This is a genomic window from Allobosea sp., assembly GCF_017308015.1.
GTDB lineage: Bacteria > Pseudomonadota > Alphaproteobacteria > Rhizobiales > Beijerinckiaceae > Allobosea.
This window is the reverse complement of the sequence record NZ_JAFKFW010000022.1, coordinates 56706-76502: the sequence shown is the minus strand read 5'-3', so window position 1 is coordinate 76502 and position 19797 is coordinate 56706. Positions and strand designations below refer to the sequence as shown.

The following is a 19797-nucleotide window of genomic DNA, read 5'->3' as shown; positions in this document are numbered from 1 at the left end:
CGGCAGGCGGCGCGGAGGTTCCCGCGTTACGACCCGCTTTGTAAAGGCGAAGCGGGATGCGAAAAATGCAACCCGCCCCCGCTTCGGAGATGCCCGCCTATTTGCCCCAGCGCAGCGCCAGCGGGTCGAGCTCGCGCGCGAGTTCGATCAGGCCTTCGCGGGTCTTCGGATGCAACGGCGTCAGCGGGTGGCGCACGGCGTCAGAACGGATCACGCCGCCCTCCTTCATCACGGTCTTGGTCGCGCGCAGGCCGCACTGGCGGTTCTCATAGTTGATGATCGGCAGGACCCGGGCGTAGAGCGCCGCAGCCTGCTTGCGGTCACCCGCGGCATGGGCAGCGAGAATCGGCTTGATGAGATCGGGAATCATCGCCGAGGTCATCGTGCCGGTGGCACCGGCGTCGAGATCGGCCATCAGCGTGATTGCCTCTTCGCCGTCGAAGGGGCCGACCACGGCATCGCCGCCGGCCTCGATCAGCGCGCGCAGCTTGTTCGCCGTACCCGGCACCTCGATCTTGAAATAGCGGACGAGCGGAACCTCCCTCGCCAGCCGGATCATGAAGGGCACGGTCATGGTGACGCCCGAAAGCGGCGCATCCTGCAGGATGATCGGAATGCCGCAGGCATCGGCGACCGCCTGGAAATGCTCGATCATGCCCTGCTCGTCAGCCTTGAGCAGCGCACCGTGATAAGGCGGCATCATCATCAGCATCCTCGCGCCCGCATCGGCGGCGGCCCTGGCACGGGCGGCAGCGATGCGCGTGGAGAAATGCGATGTCGTGACGATGACGGGCACGCGGCCTGCAACCTGCTCCAGCGAGAGGCGCATGACCTGGTCGCGCTCCTCGTCGGTCAGCAGAAACTGCTCCGAATAATTGGCGAGGATGCAGATGCCGTCGACGCCCTGATCGACCATCAGGTCCATGACGCGCTTGTTGCCCTCGATATCGAGGTCGCCATTCTCGTGGAAGATGGTCGGCGCGATCGGCAGGATGCCCTTGTAGGGTTCGGTCATGGCGTCATCTCGTCGGTGGCTGGCAGGTCGGACGGCGAAGGAGTGGGGCAGGTATCAGACAGTACTGGCGGCCTTAACGCCGCGCAGACGGCGGGCGACCGAGCCGGCGACGGGCATGATCAGCAGAGCCAGACCGATCGCCATCAGCGTCGAAACCAGCGGGTTCGACCAGAAGATCGAAAGCGAGCCCTGGCTGAAGATCATCGACTGGCGGAAGGCATCCTCGGCCTTGTCGCCGATGACCATCGCGAGCACGAGCGGTGCGATCGGGTAGTCGAGCTTCTTGAAGAGATAGCCGACGAGCCCGAAGACCAGCGCGAGCCAGATGTCGAATTCCTTGCTGGCAGCGGTGAAGGCGCCGATGAAGCAGATCACCACGATGACCGGCCCGATGATCGAGAAGGGAATGCGCAGGATCGAAGCGAAGAGCGGCACCGTCGCCAGCACGACCACGACCGCAACGACATTGCCGAGATACATCGAGGCGATCAGGCCCCAGACGAAATCCGGCCTGTCGGTGAAGAGCGTCGGGCCGGGATTGAGGCCCCAGATCATCAGGCCGCCCATCATCACGGCCGCAGTCGCCGAGCCGGGAATGCCGAGCGCCAGCATCGGGAGCATGGCAGCGGAACCGGCGGCATGGTCGGCGGTCTCGGGCGCGATCACGCCCTCGGGCTCGCCCTTGCCGAATTTCGCGGGCTGGCGCGAGGAGCGCTTGGCCATTGCGTAGCTCATGAACGAGGCTGCCGTCGGCCCACCCGGCGTGATGCCCATCCAGATGCCGATCAGCGAGGAGCGCAGCAGGGCGAGCCAGTAGCGCGGGAGCTTCGCCGCGGTCCGCAGCACATCGCCGATGCGCACCTTGGCGGCGACACCCTCGAATTTCAGCCCCTCCTCCATGGTCAGCAGCAACTCGCCGATGCCGAAGAGCCCGATGACCGCGATCAGGAAGCTGACGCCGGCAAGCAGCACGTCGAACTCGAAGGTGAGGCGGACATTGCCGGAGACCGAGTCCATGCCGATGGTCGCCAGCGCGAAGCCGATCGCCATCGAGACGACGGTCTTGAAGGGGGAGGCGCCGCCGAGCCCGATGAAGCTCGCAAAGGTCATGAAATAGACGGCGAAATATTCGGGCGAGGAGAAGCGCAAAGCGAATTTCGCGACCCAGCCCGAGAGCAGCGTGATCAGGATGACACCGGCCATGGCACCGAAGCCGGCCGAGAGGAAGGCGAAGGACAGTGCCTCGGTGGCCTTGCCCTGTTTGGCCATCGGGTGACCGTCGAACGTGGTCGCCACCGATGAAGGTTCACCCGGAATGTTGAACAGGATCGAGGTGGTCGAGCCGCCGAAAAGCGCGCCCCAGTAGAGCGAGGTCAAAAGGATGATGGCCGAGACCGGGTCCATCGAGAAGGTCAGCGGCAGCAGGAGCGAGACGCCGTTCGGCGCGCCGAGCCCCGGCAGGACGCCGACGAGCACCCCGAGGAGGACCCCCGCCATCATCAGCAGGACATGGTGCGTGGTGAGCGCGACCGAGAAGCCGTGCATCAGGTTGGCGATGTTATCCATGCTGATATCCCCGCCGTCTCAGAGACCGATGAGCGGCTCGATCGGCCCCTTGAGCAGACCGATCTGGAAGAATTTCTCGAGCGCGAAATAGAAGAACGCCGCCGTCACGAAGGCGGTGCCAAGACTCTGCAGCCAGCCATAGCCACCCTGGAAGCGCATCGCGAAGACGAGATAGAGGATCGTCGCGACATACATGCCGAGCGTTGCGCTCAGCACGACGAAGGCGACGAGCGGCAGCAGGAAGGCAAGCACCCGCTTGCCGCGCTCGGCGTCGAGGAAAGCCTCTGCGAGCGAGACTTTTCCGGCGACGCGCTGTCCAAGCGTCACGGCGATCGTGCCGAGGCTCGCCAGCGCGATCAGCGCTCCGGCATAGAACGGAAAGGCGCCGGGCTGCGGGCCGGACGTATCCCAACCGATGCCGAACTCCAGCGATCCCTTCACGATGACGAGCCCGAAGACCAGCGTCAGGACGGCCGCCCCGATCTCTGCCCAGAAGCGGGTGATCATGCGGTGGATTCCTCCTTGCGGGAGCGGCGGGAAGGCACGGCTATAAGGAGAGGCGTGTCATCCCGGACGGAGCGATGCGGAGATCCGGGACCTATGCCTGAGCGGACCCGATGAAGGTTCCGGCATGGATCCCGGGTCAAGCCCGGGATGACCGCGTGTTTCCGAGGTCGACCGGCACGCGCCGATCCCACCTTACTTCGCGACCCAGCCTTCGTTCTCGAAGACCTTCTTGTTGGCAGCCTCGTCCTTGGCGACGAAATCGGCGAGCTCCTTGCCCTTCATGAACTTGCCGGTCTGCGCGGTGCGCGTCACGAATTCCTGCCATTCCGGCGTCTTGGAGACCTTCTCCAGCAGCCCGGCATAATAGGCCACGGCATCGGCCGGGACGTCAGCCGGCAGCCAGACGGTGCGCGGCATCTGGAAGGTCTCGAGCGGGAGGCCCGCCTCCTTGCAGGTCGGGATGTCGCCCCAGCCCTTGCCCTCGAAGACCGGTTCGCCCTTGGCGAGACGCACCGGCGAGAACACGCAGAGCGGCTTCACCTGCCCGGCCTTCCACTGGCCGATATTCTCGTTGGGGTTGTTGGTGTTGGAGTCGATATGGCCGCCCGCAAGCTGTACGGCCGCGGCGCTGCCGCCCTGGAACGGCACATAGATCCATTTCACGCCGGTTGCGTCCTGGATCATCGAGGTCAGCGTCTGGTCGGTATCCTTCGACTGGCTGCCGCCCATCTTGAAGCCCATCGGCTTGGCCTTGACCGCCTCGATATAGGCCTTGGCGTCGGCATAAGGGGCATCGCCCTTGACCCAGAGCAGGAACTCGTCGAGCGCCAGCGCCGCAACCGGGGTCAGGTCCGAGAACTTGTAGCCGAGCTTGGCGACGTAAGGCAGCAGATAGGCATTGTTGGTGCCGAAGATGACGCGGTTCGGATCGCCCTTGGCGCTCTTGCCGTAAACATAGCCCTCGGCGCCGGAGCCGCCGCCCTTGTTCACCACCACGATCGGCTGCTCGGTGAACTTGTGCTTGGTGATGATCGACTGGATGATGCGGGCGAAATTGTCGGTGCCGCCGCCGGCGCCCGAGGTCACGACGAACTCGATCGGCTTGGTCGGCTCCCAGGCCTGGGCGACGCCGACGCCGCCAAGCGTGAGCGCGCCGGCAAATGCAGCCGAGATAGCGATGGTCTTCATGGTTTCTCTCCCTGGGTTTTGATCTTGCGAGGCCGCTCTTGCCGGCGGCTTTGTCGAAAATACTTGGAAAAATCAGGCGGCGGCGCGGGCGCTGCCCTTTCCGTCCCGGGCCATCTTGATGGCGAGCGCGAGCGCCGCGCGCGTCGCGCCGAGATTGGCGACGCCCTTGCCCGCGATCTCGTAGGCCGTGCCATGGGCCGGCGTGCAGATCGGGAACGGGAAGCCGCCGATCAGGGTGACGCCGCGGTCGAAGCCGATCAGCTTCATCGCGATCTGGCCCTGGTCGTGATACATCGTCAGCACGGCGTCGAAATCGCCGTTCTTCGCTCGAAGAAAGACCGTGTCCGACGGGAACGGCCCCTCGACGACGAAGCCCTTCGCCTTGGCGGCCTTCACTGCCGGCTCGATCGTCTCGATCTCGTCGCGCCCGAAATTGCCGCCATCGCCGGCATGGGGATTGATGCCCGCGACCGCGATGCGCGGCGGATTGAAGCCGGCCGCCCGCAGATTGGCATCCGCCAGCGTCAGCGCCCGCAGGATGCGCTCCTGCGTGATGTTCTGCGCCACCTCGGAAAGCGGGATATGCGAGGTGACGCGCGCGTTCCAGAGCCTGTCGAGGATGTTGAACTCGCTCGCCGCGCCCTCGAAGCCAATGACATCGCGCACGAAGCGGATCTCGTCGTCATAGCCGGGATAGGCGAAGCGCATCGCCGCCTTGTTGAAGGGCGTGAAGAACACCGCGCCGGCCTGGCCCGAGGCCGCGAACCGCAAGGCGCGGCGGAAATTCTCGGTCGCAGCCTTGCCGCCCGCGAGCGTCGCCGTGCCGCGCTTGAGATCGGCGGGGTCGTGATTGGCGAGATCGACGAAGACCGGCCTGTCGCCGAGCGGCAGCGCCTCGCCGTCCTTCACGACCTGAACCTGCGGATCGACACCGCCGTCCTCGATGCCGAGATCGAGCAGGCGCTTGTCGCCGAAGACAACATAGCGGGCAGCGGCGCGCAGATCGGCTTCGGACAGGATACGGGCCGTCAATTCGGGACTGATGCCGGAAGGATCCCCCATCGCCACGGCGATCACCGGCAAGGCGTCATTCGTGCGCTCATTCATGGCCGCCACTCCGCTGCCTGTCCGCTCGTCTGGCCCGTTGGCTAACACAGGCGGCCCGACCGCTCAAGTATGCTGTATGCAGCATATCAAGATTGCTGTACTCCTCCGACCGGCGCAGTGCATCGATCAAGCCGCGCCGGAGGAGGGCCGATGAATTTTCATGCGCACTACGCGGGGATCACCGAACCGGTCGAAACCTGCCTCGTCGGCAGCGGCAGCTTCGGGCGCAGCTATCTCGCGCAGTCGCGCCGGACGCGGCTGGTCAATGCGCGCATCGCAGTCGACGTAACCGCCGAAGCGGCGGGCAAGGCTTTCGCTGCAGCCGGCTTTGAGCCTGGCGAAATCGCGCTGTGCACGACCCAGGCCGAAGCGAAGGCTGCCTGGAATGCCGGACGCTGCGTCGCCGCGGCGAGCCTCGATGTCGCGATGGAGCTGCCTTTCACGCTCCTCGTCGAAGCGACCGGCAGCCCCGAAGCCGCGACGCGGCACAGCCTCGCCGCGATCGAGGCGGGCCGCCATGTCGCATTGGTCTCGAAGGAGGCAGACAGCGTCGTCGGGCCGGGGCTGGCGCGGCTCGCCCGCGACAACGGCGTCGTGGTGACTCCGGTCGATGGCGACCAGCCGAGTCTGCTGATCGCGCTGGCGAGCTGGGCCGAAGTCATCGGCCTCGAAATCATCGCGGCCGGCAAGTCGAGCGAGTACGATTTCATCCTCGATGCCGCGACCGGCCATGTCACCTGCAACGGCGTGACCCGCGCCCTGCCGACGCTGCGCGAACACTGGCTTCCGGGCTCGCGCTCGATCGTCGCCAACGCGGCGGAACGCGCGCGCATCCTCGGCGAGGCCTTTCCCCTGAGGGCCGTACCCGATCTCTGCGAGATGACGCTCGTCGCCAATGCCCTGAACTTTTCCGCCGACGCGGCCGGCTTCCATGCGCCGCCCGCCCGCATTCCCGAGCTGGCCGATCTGTTCGCGGAGCGCGCCGAAGGCGGATTGACGGGCGGCACGCGCCGGATCGACGTGTTCCACCATCTGCGACTGGCCGAGGAAGCCAGCTTCGCCGGCGGCGTCTTCATCGTCGTACGTTGCGACAATGCCGAAACCTGGGAGATGCTTGCCGGAAAGGGGCATGTCGTCAGCCGCAGCGGCAAAACGGCGGCGCTCTACCTGCCGCGCCACCTGCTGGGCGTCGAGGTTGCGACGTCCATTCTCGATGCAGCCGTTCTCGGGCGCTCGGGCTATGGCGACGACTACCAGCCGCGGCAGGACCTCGTCGCGGTCGCGCAATGCGACCTCGCGGCCGGGACGGTGCTCACGATGGGCGGGCATCATCACAGCATCGACGGCGTCGGAGCCGAGGTGCGGCCGGCGACGGCGCTCGCAGCCGAGCGCCCCGCCCCCTTCTACCTCGTGGCCGACCGAATTCTCGTCCGCCCCGTCAAGACCGGCCAGCCGATCCGCCTCGGCGATGTCGCAATCCCCGAGGATTCCGGGTTGCTGGCAATGCGCCGGCGGCAGGATGCGCTGTTTTCCCTCGGGAACGGCGCGCCCGTTTGACAGCACGGAAGGCGCATGCCGTAACGGAGAGGCCGGAACACGGGAGCAACGATGAGCGAAACGGCGGCCAACTATATCCCGATCACGCGCCGCACACTCCATGACGAGGTGCTGGAGCGTGTGCGCGACATGATCATCGAAGGGCGCCTGGAACCCGGCCAGCGCATCAACGAGGGCCAGGTCGGCGCCCAGCTCGGCGTGTCGCGGACGCCCTTGCGCGAGGCGATCAAGACGCTCGCCAGCGAGGGGCTCGTCGAGATTCTGCCGGCCAAGGGCGCGATCGTCCGGAAATTCTCGGCGCGCGATCTCGCCGACATCCTCGAGGTCATCAAAAGCCTCGAGCAGCTCGGCGGCCGCATCGCCTGTGCGCAGGCCAGCGACTCGACGATCGAGGCGATCCACAAGCTGCACGCGGACATGCTCGCGCTCTACGCGACGCGCGAGCGGCTCGACTATTTCAAGCTGAACCAGGCGATCCACAGCGCCATCGTCGCAGCATCCGGCAACGCCGTGCTGGCCGAGATGCATACGACCCTGCAGGCCCGGATCAAGCGGCTGCGCTTCGTCGGCAATGAAGGCCCTGAGAAATGGGCGGGCGCGGTCGCAGAACACCAGGACATGATGGCGGCCTTGCTCAGACGCGACGCGGACGCCCTGTCCGAGGCGATCGGCCGCCACATGGACACGACCCTGGTGCGGGTACGTGAGGTTCTCTGAGGGCCGGCAGGGACCATCGGGATCGCCTGGAGGCCTTAAGACTTTCGAATAAGCCCGCGGCGACCACACAACCCTCCCGCTCCAGCCGAATCCATTCCTGCACAATCGTTTACGCTGCCCCCGGCACCGGCCTTGGCGCCCGCCGAAACGGCTATCCGCGCTCCTTTTCTTTCAATAAGCTGTAGACAAGGCAGCTCGGGGACTTCCGCCCACGAAGCTTCCGATACAACGGGGCCGTTCACCTCCCTCACAGGGCGGAGAGGCGTTCAAGGAGACATCCATGAAGAAAATTCTGTTGGCGACGCTGTCGGCCTCCGCGCTGATGGCGGCGCAGCCGCTGATGGCCAAGACCCTGGTGTATTGCTCGGAGGGCAGCCCCGAGAACTTCGCGCCGAGCGTCAACACCACCGGCACGTCCTTCGACGCAAACACGCAAATCTACGACACGATCGTGCAGTTCGAGCGCGGCGGCACCAAGGTCCAGCCGGCGCTCGCCGAGAAATGGGACATCTCGCCGGATGGCCTGACCTACACCTTCCACCTGCGCAAGAACGTCAAGTGGCAGTCCAACAAGAACTTCAAGCCGACGCGCAACTTCAATGCCGACGACATCATGTTCATGATCGAGCGGCAGTGGAAGGAAGACCACCCGTTCTTCAAGGTGACCAGCTCGAACCACTCCTATTTCAACGACATGGGCATGCCCAAGCTCTTGAAGTCGGTCGAGAAGGTCGATGACTACACCGTCAAGTTCACGCTGAACCAGCCGGAAGCGCCGTTCCTCGCCGACCTCGCGATGCAATATGCCAGCGTGCAGTCGAAGGAATATGCCGACGCCATGCTGAAGGCGGGCACGCCCGAGAAGCTCGATCAGGACCCGGTCGGCACCGGCCCGTTCTATCTGGTGCAGTACCAGAAGGACGCGATCATCCGCTACAAGGCCAACCCGGACTACTGGGCCGGCAAGGCCAAGATCGACGACCTGATCTTCGCGATCACGCCGGATGCCTCGGTGCGCTGGGCCAAACTCCAGAAGGGCGAATGCCATGTCATGCCCTATCCGAACCCGGCCGATCTCGAGGCGATGAAGAAGGACGCCAATGTCGAGATCCTGGAACAGCCGGGCCTGAACATCGGCTATCTCGCCTACAACACCACCAAGAAGCCGTTCGACGACGTCAAGGTGCGCCGCGCCGTCAACAAGGCGATCAACAAGAAGGCGATCATCGACGCGGTCTATCTCTCCAGCGGCGTCGCGGCGATCAACCCGATCCCGCCGACCATGTGGTCCTATAACGAGACCATCAAGGACGACCCCTTCGACCCGGAGGCGGCCAAGAAGGAGCTGGCCGAGGCCGGCTATCCGAACGGCCTCGAGATCGACCTCTGGGCCATGCCGGTGCAGCGCCCCTACAACCCGAATGCCAAGCGCATCGCCGAGCTGATGCAGGCCGACCTCGCCAAGGTTGGCGTCAAGGCCGAGATCAAGAGCTTCGAATGGGGCGAGTACCGCAAGCGCATGCAGGCGGGCGAGCACCAGACGGGCATGCTCGGCTGGACCGGCGACAACGGCGACCCGGACAACTTCCTGCACACGCTGCTGGGCTGCGAATCGGCCAAGACCAACGGCTCGAACGTCGCCAAGTTCTGCTACCAGCCCTTCGAGGAACTGGTGCTGAAGGCGAAGCGCGTCACCGACCAGGCCGAGCGCGAAAAACTCTACCGGCAGGCGCAGGTGATCTTCAAGGAGCAGTCGCCCTGGTTCACCATTGCGCATGCGGTGCAGCTCAAGCCGGTCCGCAAGGAAGTGAAGGACTTCAAGCTCTCGCCGTTCGGCCGCCACACCTTCTACGGCGTCGATATCGGCAAGTGAGCCACAATACCGGCCGCGCCACGAGCTGGCGCGGCCGATCCTTGCCAGACGACGCGGCCCCGACGGGGCCGCGCTCCGGGAAGCGAAGACGATGAGGCATGACGCCCCGCGCCCGATCCGCCTTCCCTGCCTTTTCCGAGAGAACCGCCCATGTCCGTTCGTGCCCGCTCCCTTGCCGTGACGCTGGGGCTCAGCGCCCTGTTGCTGCCCGCCGTCGCCGGCGCCCAGGCGCTCGTCGTCTGCTCCGAGGCCAGCCCCGATTTCCTGAATCCCCAGTTCAGCAGCCAGAACACCGCCTATGACGTCGCCGCACAGATCTATGAGCGGCTGACCGCGACGGAACGCGGCGGCTCGCAGATCATCCCGAGCCTCGCCGAGTCCTGGACCATCTCCGACGATGCGCTGACCTACACCTTCAAGCTGCGCAAGGGCGTGAAATGGCACGCCAGCAAGACCTTCACGCCGACGCGGGACTTCAACGCGGACGACGTGATCTTCTCGTTCCAGCGCATGCTCGACCCCGGCCATCCCTTCAACAAGATCGGCAGCGGCAACTACCAGTTCTTCGCCGAGATCGTGAAGCCGAGCCTCAAGGCGCTCGAAAAGGTCGACGACTTCACGGTCAAGCTGACCCTGACCAAGCCGAACGCGCCGCTGCTCTCGGCACTCTCGGTCGAGCCGATGTCGATTCTCTCGGCCGAATATGGCGCCGCGATGCTGAAGGCCGGCACGCCCGAGCAGCTCGATTTCGCGCCGATCGGCACCGGCCCGTTCTCGCTCCTCTCCTACCAGAAGGATGCCGTGATCCGCTTCAAGGCGGTGCAGGACCACTGGACAAAGGCCGTCGGCAATCGCGACCGCATGGCGCTGGTGAACGACCTGATCTTCGTGATCACGCCGGACGCCTCCGTTCGTTTCGCCAAGGTGCGCTCGGGCGAATGCCAGATCGCGCGCTACCCCAATCCCGGCGACCTGCCGGCCATGAAGACCGAACCGACGATCAACCTGCTGCAAGGCAGCATCGCCGACCAGAGCTTCCTCGCCTTCAACCAGCAGAAGAAGCCCTTCGGCGACAAGCGGGTCCGCGAAGCCCTGGCCTACGCGACCAACATCCCGGCGATCATCGACGCGGTCTACCAGGGCACCGGCAAGATCGCCGCCGCGGCGGTGCCGCCCTCGCTCTGGTCGCATGACGCCGACCTGAAGCCGCGCCCCTACGATCCCGAAAAGGCCAAGGCCCTGCTGAAGGAGGCCGGCCTCGCCGACGGCTTCGAAACGACGCTCTGGGCCATTCCGGTGGTGCGCGCCTATATGCCGAACGGGCGCCGCGCGGCCGAACTGATCCAGGCCGACTGGGCCAAGATCGGCGTCAAGGCAACGATCCAGACCTTCGAGTGGGGCGAGTATCTCAAGCGCGGCCGGGCCGGCGACCATGATGTCGGCATGTTCGGCTACACCTGGGATTATCCCGACCCGAGCCAGATTCTGCTCTCGGGCTGGACATGCGACGGCGTGAAGACCGGCGCCAACCGCGCCCGCTGGTGCAACCAGGAAGCATCGGACGCGCTGGCCAAGGCGAGCACGATCACCGATCAGGGCGAGCGCGCCAAGCTCTACAAGCGCTTCCAGGAGCTGTTCCACCAGGACGTGGCGGGCCTGCTCTTCGCCAATGCGCAGGCCTTCACGCCGGTGCGCAAGGACGTGAAGGACTACAAGATCCACTTTTTCGGCGGGCAGCCCTTCTACGGCGTTTCCGTCGCCAAGTAATCGTTTCCACGCTCTCGTCGCGGCGGCCTCGGGCTGCCGCGGCCGATTCTCTGCGCGTCCTTGCGGGCCGCGCAGCGGCTTTTCCGGAGCCCCTCGCCATGCGCATCTACATTTCCGCCGATATCGAAGGCATCGCCGGGGTCGTTACCCGCGACCAGACCCTCGTCGAGGGCTTCGAATACCAGACCGCCCGAATCTGGATGACCGACAGCGTCACCGCCGCAGCGCGTGCCGCCTATGACAGCGGCGCCAGCGAGGTCGTCATCGCCGACAGCCACGGCCGGGCGCAGAACCTGCTGCTCGAGCGACTGCCACGCGATGTGCAGCTCGTGCGGGCTCATCCGCGACCGCTCTCGATGATGCAGGGGGTCGAGACCGGTGCCTATGACGGGGCGCTCTTCATCGGCTACCACACCGGATCGACCAACCCCGAAGGCGTGCTGGCCCATACCTTCCGCGGCGCCTCGCTGCGGGAAGTCCGGGTCAACGGCGTCGCCGTGCCGGAAGCCGGCATCAACGCCGCCATTGCCGGGCATTTCGACGTGCCGGTGCTGCTCGTGAGTGGCGACGACGCCACCATCGCCGAGACCAAGGCGTTCCTGCCCGATATCGAAGGCGTGACGGTAAAATGGGCACATAGCCGCCAGTCCGCGCGCACGCTGATGCCGGAAGCTTCCTACGAACTCATCGCGGAAGGCGTGAAGCGCGCCATCGCGCGGCGAGCCTCCATCAAGCCCTACCGGATCGCCGGGCCGATCTCGCTCGAGGTCAATTTCCTGTTCCGCCAGCCGGTCGAATATCTCGTCATGCTGAAGCTCGTGGAGCGGGTGGATGCCTTCACGATCCGGTATGTCGCAGACGACATCCTTGATCTTCAGCGCTTTTTGGTGTTTGCGCTGGGCTACAGCTCGACATTGCAATAAATCCAGACGATCTGCCGGCGTGCGACGCCCCGTCTCGCGCCGGCCAAAAACATCGGCAAACCATGCTGCGCTTCATCTTCACCCGCCTGAGCCTGGTCATCCCGACCTTCATCGGCATCACGCTGCTGGCCTTTTTTCTCGTCCGCCTCGTCCCCGGCGACCCGATCGAGACCATGGCCGGCGAACGCGGCATCGACGCCGCCCGCCACGCCCAGCTCCTGACCGAGTACGGCCTCGACCGGCCACTGCTCGTCCAGTACGGCAAATATATCGAGCGCGTCGTCCAGGGCGATCTCGGCAAGTCGATCGTGACCCGCGAGAATGTGCTGACCGAGTTCGGCCAGCTCTTCCCGGCCACGATCGAGCTCGCGATCTGCGCCATCCTGATCGCGCTGATCGTCGGACTTCCAGCCGGCATCATTGCCGCGGTGAAACGAAACTCGATCTTCGACCATGGCGTGATGGGCATTTCGCTCACCGGCTATTCGATGCCGATTTTCTGGTGGGGCCTGCTGCTGATCCTGCTGTTCTCGGTGCAGCTCGGCATCACGCCGGTCTCGGGCCGGATCGCGGTTCAGTACTTCATCGAGCCGGTCACCGGCTTCCTCACCGTCGACAGCCTGCTGGCCGGCGATATCGACGCCTTCTGGTCGGCCCTGTCGCATCTCGTCCTGCCGGCGATCGTGCTCGGCACGGTGCCGCTCGCGGTCATCGCGCGCATGACCCGTTCGGCGATGCTGGAGGTTCTGGGCGAGGATTATATCCGCACCGCCCGCGCCAAGGGCATGGCGCCGATCCGGGTGGTGGCGCTGCATGCGCTGCGCAATGCGCTGATCCCGATCGTCACCGTCATCGGCCTGCAGGTCGGGGCGCTCTTCACCGGCGCGATCCTGACCGAGACGATCTTCTCCTGGCCCGGCGTCGGCAAATGGCTGATCGAGGCGATCAGCCGGCGCGACTATCCCGTTCTCCAGGGCGGCACGCTGCTGCTCGGCGTCGTGGTGATGAGCGTCAACCTCTTCGTCGACCTGCTCTACGGCCTGATCAACCCGCGCATCAGGCACGCCCGATGAAGCGTCACGTCTCCCTTCGCTCCCATCGGAGCCTCGCATCATGAGCACCCAAACCCTGCAAGCTCCGGCCGCCGTGCCGAGCGCCACCCCGCCACATCCGCTGCGCGAATTCTGGAGCTATTTCAGCGCCAATCGCGGCGCGGTCGCCGGCCTCACCGTCATCGTGCTGGTGCTGCTCTGCGCGCTGTTCGCGCCGTGGATCGCGCCGCATGATCCGAATCTGACCAATAACGCGGTCTTCCTGAAGCCGCCGTTCTGGCAGGAGGGCGGCTCGCTGTCCTATCCGCTCGGCACCGACGCGATCGGCCGCGACATCCTCTCGCGCCTGCTCTTCGGCGCCCGGCTCTCGCTGGTGATCGGCATCGCCGTCGTCGCGCTCGCCATCGTCGTCGGCATCGTGCTCGGACTGGTCGCCGGCTATTTCAAGGGCCTCGCCGATATCGCGATCATGCGCCTGATGGACATCCTGATGACGATGCCGAGCCTGCTGCTCGCGATCGTCATCGTCGCGATCCTCGGCCCCGGCCTGATGAACGCGATGCTCGCCGTCGCCATCGTCGTGCTGCCGCATTACGTGCGCATCACGCGCGCCGCCGTCATCGCCGAGTCCAGCAAGGATTATGTCGTCGCCGCCCAGGTCTCGGGCGCGCAGACGATCCGCCTGATGTTCTCCGAGATCCTGCCGAACTGCGCCGCGCCGCTCATCGTGCAGGCGACGCTCGGCGTCTCCACCGCGATCCTCGACGCCGCTGCGCTCGGCTTCCTCGGATTGGGCGCCCAGCCTCCGACACCCGAATGGGGCACGATGCTCGCCGATGCGCGCGAATTCGTGCTGCGCGCCTGGTGGGTTGTCACCTTCCCGGGCCTCGCCATCCTCATCACCGTGCTCGCCTTCAACCTTCTTGGTGACGGCCTGCGCGATGCGCTCGATCCCAAGCTGAAGCGCTGATCCCATGCCCCTTCTCGAAATCGAAAATCTCAGCGTCGAATTCCCGACCTCCCAGGGAACGCTGCGCGCCGTCGACCGCATCGACCTCACCCTCGACGAGGGCGAAGTGCTCGGCGTGGTCGGCGAATCCGGCTCCGGCAAGAGCGTGACCATGCTCGCGCTGATGGGCCTCGTCGGCTATCCCGGCCGCGTCCGCGCCGACAAGCTGCGCTTCGACGGCCGCGATCTCCTGACCATGTCCGCCCGCGAGCGCCGCCAGCTCACCGGCAAGGACGTGGCGATGATCTTCCAGGAGCCGAGCACCAGCCTGAACCCGTGCTTCACGATCGGCTTCCAGCTCGCCGAAACGCTCAGGAAGCACGAGCGCATGGACGGCAAGGCGGCGAAGCGCCGCTCGATCGAACTGCTGGAGCAGGTCGGCATTCCCGCGCCTGAAAGCCGTCTCAAGGCATTCCCGCACCAGATGTCCGGCGGCATGAACCAGCGCGTGATGATCGCGATGGCGATCGCCTGCAATCCACGACTGCTGATCGCCGACGAGCCGACGACCGCGCTCGACGTCACCATCCAGGCGCAGATCCTCGATCTGCTGATGTCGCTGCAGCGCGAACGCAACATGGCGCTCGTTCTCATCACCCACAACATGGGCGTCGTCGCCGAGACGGCGCAGCGCATCATGGTGATGTATGCCGGGCAGATCATGGAGGAGCGCAAGGTCGATGCCCTGTTCTCCAACCCGCAGCATCCCTATTCCGCAGCCCTGCTCGCGGCCCTGCCGGAGCGCAGCGAGCATGCGACCCGCCTCGCGACCATTCCCGGCATGGTGCCCGGCCTGAACGACCGGCCGAAGGGCTGCCTGTTCAGCCCGCGCTGCGCCTATGCAACCGAGCATTCGCGCAATATCCAGCCGGAGCTGCGGAACTGGGCCGACGGGCGCGTGCGCTGCCATTACCCGCTCGGCGATCCCCAGCGCGACGCCGCCCGCGCCCGCGACGAAGCCAGCCAGGCGAAGGAGGCCGTGCGATGAGCAATCCTGTGATCGAAGCGCGCGAGCTGACGCAGATCTACCCGGTCAAGCAGGGGCTCTTTCGCGCCCCGGCACAGTTGCAGGCGGTGAACAAGGTCTCCTTCGCGGTCGAGGCCGGGCGCACGCTCGCCGTCGTCGGCGAATCCGGCTGCGGAAAATCGACGCTGGCGCGCATGGCGACGCTGATCGAGGCCCCCACCTCCGGCGCACTGACGCTGGACGGGGTCGATGCCGTCTCGCCGCCAGCCGGCGAGCGCAGACGCCTGCGCCGGACGGTGCAGTTCGTGTTCCAGAACCCCTATGGCTCGCTCAATCCGCGCAAGAAGGTCGGGACGATCCTGGAGGAACCGCTCAAGATCAACACCGACCTCTCCCCGGCCGAGCGCACCGAAAAGGCGCGCGCGATGATGGCCAAGGTCGGCCTGCGCCCCGAGCACTATGCCCGCTATCCGCACATGTTCTCAGGCGGCCAGCGCCAGCGCATCGCGATCGCCCGCGCGCTGATCCTCTCCCCCAAGGTCGTGGTCGCGGACGAGCCAGTCTCGGCGCTCGACATCTCGATCCAGGCGCAGGTGCTGAACCTGCTCGCCGACCTGCAGGACGAGCTCAAGCTCGCCTATCTCTTCATCTCGCATGATCTCAGCGTCGTCCGTCACATCGCCCATGACGTGATGGTGATGTATCTCGGCAATGCGATCGAGCATGGCCCGAAGGAGCGCATCTACGCGCGGCCACTGCATCCCTATACGCAGGCGCTGCTCGCCTCGACGCCGCGCGTCGATGCCGGCAAGCGCGAGCGCATCATCCTGCGCGGCGAACTGCCCTCCCCGCTCAACCCGCCTCAGGGCTGCGTATTCTCGACCCGCTGCCCGCATGTCACCGATCGGTGCCGGGCCGAGCGCCCGGAGAAGCGCGAGATCGACGGCCGGAAGGTCGCCTGCCACTATGCCGAGGATTTCCTGGCAAAGGCGGCGTGATCTCTGGGACGGCCGCTTGAGCCAGGCGGACTTTCGAGCCGGCCGCCACATGGCCGTTCACGAGCGGCCCGATTTCGGATGGAAACGCCGATCCGGCGCGGACGGCCATGACGATGTCCGGCCGGGCCTTTCTTCGGCTCGACGCGATGCTGCGCTCGCGCTGACGCGTTCCTACAAGGACAGCCGCGTGCGGCCGAGCACACGCCTGGCGGCCGTCCGGAGGCCCCGCTGGTCGGCATAGCCGACCGCGGATGCGATCTGGTGCGGCGGCGCGCCGTCGCTCGCCATCGTCAGGGCCCGCAGCACGCGCAGGCGCGCGCGCCAATCGCCGAAGCTCAGGCCGGTTTCCGCCCGGAAGCCGCGCGTCAGGGTACGCCGGCTCGCGCCCGCCCTCTCCGCCCAACCGTCGATATCGAGGCTCGAGCCAGGGTCCTTCAGCAAGGACTCGCAGATGCGCCGGAGACGCTCATCCCGCGGCAAGGGCAAGGTCAGCGCGGTTTCAGGCGCACGCGCGATCTCGTCGAGGATCAGCGCGGCGAGATGCCCGCCGCGCCGGGCCTCGTCATAAAGCAGCGGCTCGACCGCCAGCGCCTCCAGCGCCGAAGCCAACAGGGGCGAAACCTCCAGCACGCGGCATCTCGTCGGCAGGACGTCCACCGCCTCAGGGGCGATATAGGCCGAGCACATCGAGACCGCGCCATGCATCCTGACCTCGTGAGAAAGACGCGGCGGAATCCAGAGCGCGTGCCTGGCCGGCAGTACCCAGGTACCATCCTCGGCACGCACCAGCGTCACGCCGGCAGTAGCATAGAGAAGTTGCGCGCGCGGATGGCTGTGCCAGCCGGTGCTTGCGCCAGCCGGATAGCTCTTCGGCATCACGGCAACGGCACGCGGTACTGTTTGGTAGGCCTCGCTTTCGCTGCGCATCACACGTCCATTTTGGCCCGATCCGGTCGAATTACGACCCGACAGGCCTATCGGGTCAAGTTAGGATCGCGCGTCATTGCCGCGAGATCGCCTATGAGCCCCGAGACCCTGTCGAAGCGCACCCTTCTGTTCGTCAACGCGGCCCATGCGCTCGATCACTTCGTGCTGCTGATTTATCCGACGGCGGTCATCGCCATCGCAGCGCAGACCGATCTCAGCTATGCCGAACTCATCGGCCTTGCGACCGGCGCCTTCGTCGCCTTCGGCCTGTGCTCGCTGCCGATGGGCTGGCTCTCGGACCGGTTCGGCCGACGCAACATGCTCGCCGTGTTCTTCATCGGCTACGGGCTCTCCTGCCTCGGCGTCGCCAGCGCGAATCGCCCAGCGGCGTTCGCGGGCTGGCTGCTCGTGCTCGGCATCGCCTCGGCGATCTATCATCCGGTCGGCTCGACCATGCTGGTCAGCCATGCCCGTCAGCTCGGCCGCGATCTCGGCGTCAACGCCGTCTGGGGCAATCTCGGCGCGGCCTCCGCCGCCGGCGTTACGGCGCTGATCGCCGCCAACTTCGGCTGGCGCTTCGCCTTCGTCCTGCCCGGCTTCGTCTGCCTTGCGCTCGGCGCGGCTTTCCTCGCCCTCGTGCCTGGCGACGGAACTCCATCCACGGGTCGTTCCGGCAAGGCCGAACTCATCCCCGTCAGCCGGCCGGTCGCGCTGCTGCTCGTCTTCGCCGTCGCGATCATCGCCGGCGGCATGACCTTCAACATCACCACGATCGCATTGCCGAAGGTCATCGACGAGCGCCTCGGCCTCGACCTGCCGCTGGCGCTGACCGGCTCGCTGGCGACACTGGTCTTCGTATTCGGCGCCGCCACGCAATGGCTGATGGGCCGACTGGTCGACCGTTACACGCTTCCGGCGCTGTTCGTCGGGCTCGCGCTGTTCCAGCCGCTGGGCCTCGCGCTCGCGGCGACGAACTCGGGCGTGCCGCTGCTCATCGGCCTCGCCATGACCATGGCCGCGATCTACGGGCAGGTCGTCGTCAACGACGCGATGGTCGCGCGGTACGTGCCGGCGCAGCACCGCGCCAAGGCGTTCAGCGTGCGCTATTTCCTCGGCTTCACCGTCAGCGGCTTCGTCGTGCCGATGCTCGCCTTGCTGCATGCACAGGGCGGGTTCGGGCTGGTGCTGGCCGGCGCGACGGTGTTCGGCCTGATCGTCTGGTGCGCCTCTCTGGCGTTCTTCTTCCTGGCGCAGGCCGCGCCGGCAGCGAGAACAGCTCCGGCGGAACCATAGGCTTGCGGCAGCGCGGACTGCCGGCCAGTTCACAAGGCGTACCCTCCGCCATGTACAATGGGCCGCCGGCTAGCTCCGGACGCGCTCCTGTTCCGCCAGAGCGAGCAGGAGATGGTAGAGCACCCGCACCGGGATCACCGTCTGGGTGGGCGTGCCGTCCTTCGCGAGCTGGTTGAACCAGAGCCCCGTTTCGGGCGTGACGAACCAGCGGAACAGGCTGGCAAGATGCCTGTCGAGGCGTGCGGCGGCATCGGCATCACCCAGAAATTCGATCCGGGCGAGGAAGGCCTTGATCGCCTCGGTCTGGGGCCAGAGCAGCTTGGTCGAGGCCGTGACATTGCCGGTGCGGTCAAACACGTCAAACGCGGCAAGCGGCCCTGTTGCGCCATCGTCCAGACCGTGCCGGATCGCGAAGCCGTAGAGTCTCTCTGCCAGATCGCGCGCCTGTGCGTCCCCCGTCAGGCGCCAGTGATGCAGCAGCAGCCAGGTCCATTCGAAGTGGTGACCGGGCTCGCAAACCAGGCCTGCCGCATCGGGAGCGGGCTTCCAGTCATCGGCGAAATATTCGCCGAGCGTCCCGGTTTCGGCATCGACCAGGTGCTCGCGCGCGAGCCGGACGATCGCGTTGGCGTGGTCGAGCCAGCGTTGTTCGCCGGTCGCTTCGGCAAGCGCGTGGAACGCCTCCAGCAGATGCATATGCGGGTTCTGGCGGCGCGGCAGCGTACCCGCCGTATCCTCCGCGAAGCCGCCTTGCGGATGCGCCATCTCGCTTTCGATGAAGCCGATCACCTCGTCGGCGATCGCGAGTGCCGCAGCATCCTCCGTCGCGCGATAGTACCAGGCCATGGCGAAGAGCACGAAGGCGAGATCGTAGAGGTCAGTGCGGGTATCGACCGGCGTGCCGTCCTCGCGGACGGAATGCAGGAAGCGCCCTCGCCCGTCCTCGCGGCAGGCGTCGCGCAGGAAGGCGAAGCCATGGCGGGCAGCGACGAGCGCCCTCCCCTGCGGATCGAGCAGGTGGGCATGGCTGAAGACATAGGTCAGGCGGGCCGTGACGAGCGTCGTTCGGAGCGCCCCTGGATCGCGCGCGGGATCGGCCGGATCGAACATCTCGACGAAGCCGGCGTGACCGGGCCGAACCGCACGGTCGATCCAGGCCGGGACCAGGATTTTCCTGAGCCACGCCTTCGAAGGCAGATCGCTGACGCTCCTCGGAGCCTCTTCACGCGTCATCTGGCGGTATCCCCGGTGAAAAAGAACGGACGAGACCGGCGCACCCGGCTGAGTTCTACGGCTTCGAGCCGATAGCCACAGGCGGGGCTCGCGTCCAT

17 protein-coding genes are annotated in these 19797 nt (G+C 66.1%); 10 read left to right on the top strand and 7 right to left on the bottom strand.

What is annotated here, in order from left to right; all coding sequences use genetic code 11:
• Positions 1–97: 97 nt before the first annotated feature.
• The 5 genes from J0I42_RS17805 to J0I42_RS17785 form a co-directional block, all read right to left on the bottom strand.
• Complete coding sequence (locus J0I42_RS17805) at positions 98–1015, bottom strand: dihydrodipicolinate synthase family protein (protein ID WP_291656698.1); 918 nt, start codon at positions 1013–1015, stop codon at positions 98–100.
• 54 nt (positions 1016–1069) lie between these two features.
• A complete protein-coding gene (locus J0I42_RS17800; protein ID WP_291656697.1) occupies positions 1070–2581 on the bottom strand; it encodes a tripartite tricarboxylate transporter permease in 1512 nt (503 codons plus the stop codon).
• Positions 2582–2599: 18 nt separating this feature from the next.
• Positions 2600–3088 (bottom strand): tripartite tricarboxylate transporter TctB family protein, encoded by a 489-nt coding sequence (locus J0I42_RS17795; protein WP_291656696.1) that lies wholly within the window; start codon positions 3086–3088, stop codon positions 2600–2602.
• A gap of 192 nt (positions 3089–3280) precedes the next feature.
• The gene (locus J0I42_RS17790) at positions 3281–4276 is read right to left on the bottom strand and encodes a Bug family tripartite tricarboxylate transporter substrate binding protein (RefSeq protein WP_291656695.1); all 996 of its coding nucleotides are present in this window, start codon (positions 4274–4276) and stop codon (positions 3281–3283) included.
• A 72-nt stretch (positions 4277–4348) separates the two neighbouring features.
• On the bottom strand, positions 4349–5383 hold the full coding sequence (locus tag J0I42_RS17785) for a 4-hydroxythreonine-4-phosphate dehydrogenase PdxA (RefSeq protein WP_291656694.1): 1035 nt from the start codon (positions 5381–5383) through the stop codon (positions 4349–4351).
• 150 nt (positions 5384–5533) lie between these two features.
• Between J0I42_RS17785 and J0I42_RS17780 the strand changes: the two genes are divergently transcribed.
• The 9 genes from J0I42_RS17780 to J0I42_RS17740 all read left to right on the top strand — a co-directional run bounded on the left by J0I42_RS17780 (position 5534) and on the right by J0I42_RS17740 (position 16246).
• Complete coding sequence (locus J0I42_RS17780) at positions 5534–6940, top strand: flagellar biosynthesis protein FlgA (RefSeq protein ID WP_291656693.1); 1407 nt, start codon at positions 5534–5536, stop codon at positions 6938–6940.
• 51 nt (positions 6941–6991) lie between these two features.
• Positions 6992–7657: a GntR family transcriptional regulator gene (locus J0I42_RS17775; RefSeq protein WP_291656691.1), complete on the top strand. Its 666-nt coding sequence runs from the start codon at positions 6992–6994 to the stop codon at positions 7655–7657.
• A gap of 280 nt (positions 7658–7937) precedes the next feature.
• Complete coding sequence (locus J0I42_RS17770) at positions 7938–9530, top strand: ABC transporter substrate-binding protein (protein ID WP_291656690.1); 1593 nt, start codon at positions 7938–7940, stop codon at positions 9528–9530.
• 150 nt (positions 9531–9680) lie between these two features.
• Complete coding sequence (locus tag J0I42_RS17765; RefSeq protein WP_291656689.1) at positions 9681–11297, top strand: ABC transporter substrate-binding protein; 1617 nt, start codon at positions 9681–9683, stop codon at positions 11295–11297.
• Positions 11298–11395: 98 nt separating this feature from the next.
• Positions 11396–12220 (top strand): M55 family metallopeptidase, encoded by an 825-nt coding sequence (locus tag J0I42_RS17760; protein WP_291656688.1) that lies wholly within the window; start codon positions 11396–11398, stop codon positions 12218–12220.
• Between the two features lie 62 nt (positions 12221–12282).
• A complete protein-coding gene (locus J0I42_RS17755; RefSeq protein WP_291656687.1) occupies positions 12283–13293 on the top strand; it encodes an ABC transporter permease subunit in 1011 nt (336 codons plus the stop codon).
• A 40-nt stretch (positions 13294–13333) separates the two neighbouring features.
• Positions 13334–14242 (top strand): ABC transporter permease subunit, encoded by a 909-nt coding sequence (locus J0I42_RS17750; protein WP_291656686.1) that lies wholly within the window; start codon positions 13334–13336, stop codon positions 14240–14242.
• A 4-nt stretch (positions 14243–14246) separates the two neighbouring features.
• Complete coding sequence (locus tag J0I42_RS17745) at positions 14247–15269, top strand: ABC transporter ATP-binding protein (protein WP_291656684.1); 1023 nt, start codon at positions 14247–14249, stop codon at positions 15267–15269.
• Complete coding sequence (locus J0I42_RS17740; protein WP_291656683.1) at positions 15266–16246, top strand: peptide ABC transporter ATP-binding protein; 981 nt, start codon at positions 15266–15268, stop codon at positions 16244–16246. Before J0I42_RS17745 ends, J0I42_RS17740 begins: the two co-directional genes overlap by 4 nt.
• Positions 16247–16417: 171 nt before the next feature.
• Here J0I42_RS17740 and J0I42_RS17735 read toward each other — a convergent pair whose 3' ends face one another.
• Positions 16418–17173 (bottom strand): AraC family transcriptional regulator, encoded by a 756-nt coding sequence (locus J0I42_RS17735; protein ID WP_291656682.1) that lies wholly within the window; start codon positions 17171–17173, stop codon positions 16418–16420.
• A gap of 93 nt (positions 17174–17266) precedes the next feature.
• Between J0I42_RS17735 and J0I42_RS17730 the strand changes: the two genes are divergently transcribed.
• A complete protein-coding gene (locus tag J0I42_RS17730; RefSeq protein ID WP_291656681.1) occupies positions 17267–18466 on the top strand; it encodes an MFS transporter in 1200 nt (399 codons plus the stop codon).
• A 69-nt stretch (positions 18467–18535) separates the two neighbouring features.
• Here the strand turns inward: J0I42_RS17730 and J0I42_RS17725 are convergent, their stop codons facing one another.
• Positions 18536–19699 (bottom strand): AGE family epimerase/isomerase, encoded by a 1164-nt coding sequence (locus J0I42_RS17725; protein WP_291656680.1) that lies wholly within the window; start codon positions 19697–19699, stop codon positions 18536–18538.
• Positions 19700–19797 lie beyond the last annotated feature (98 nt).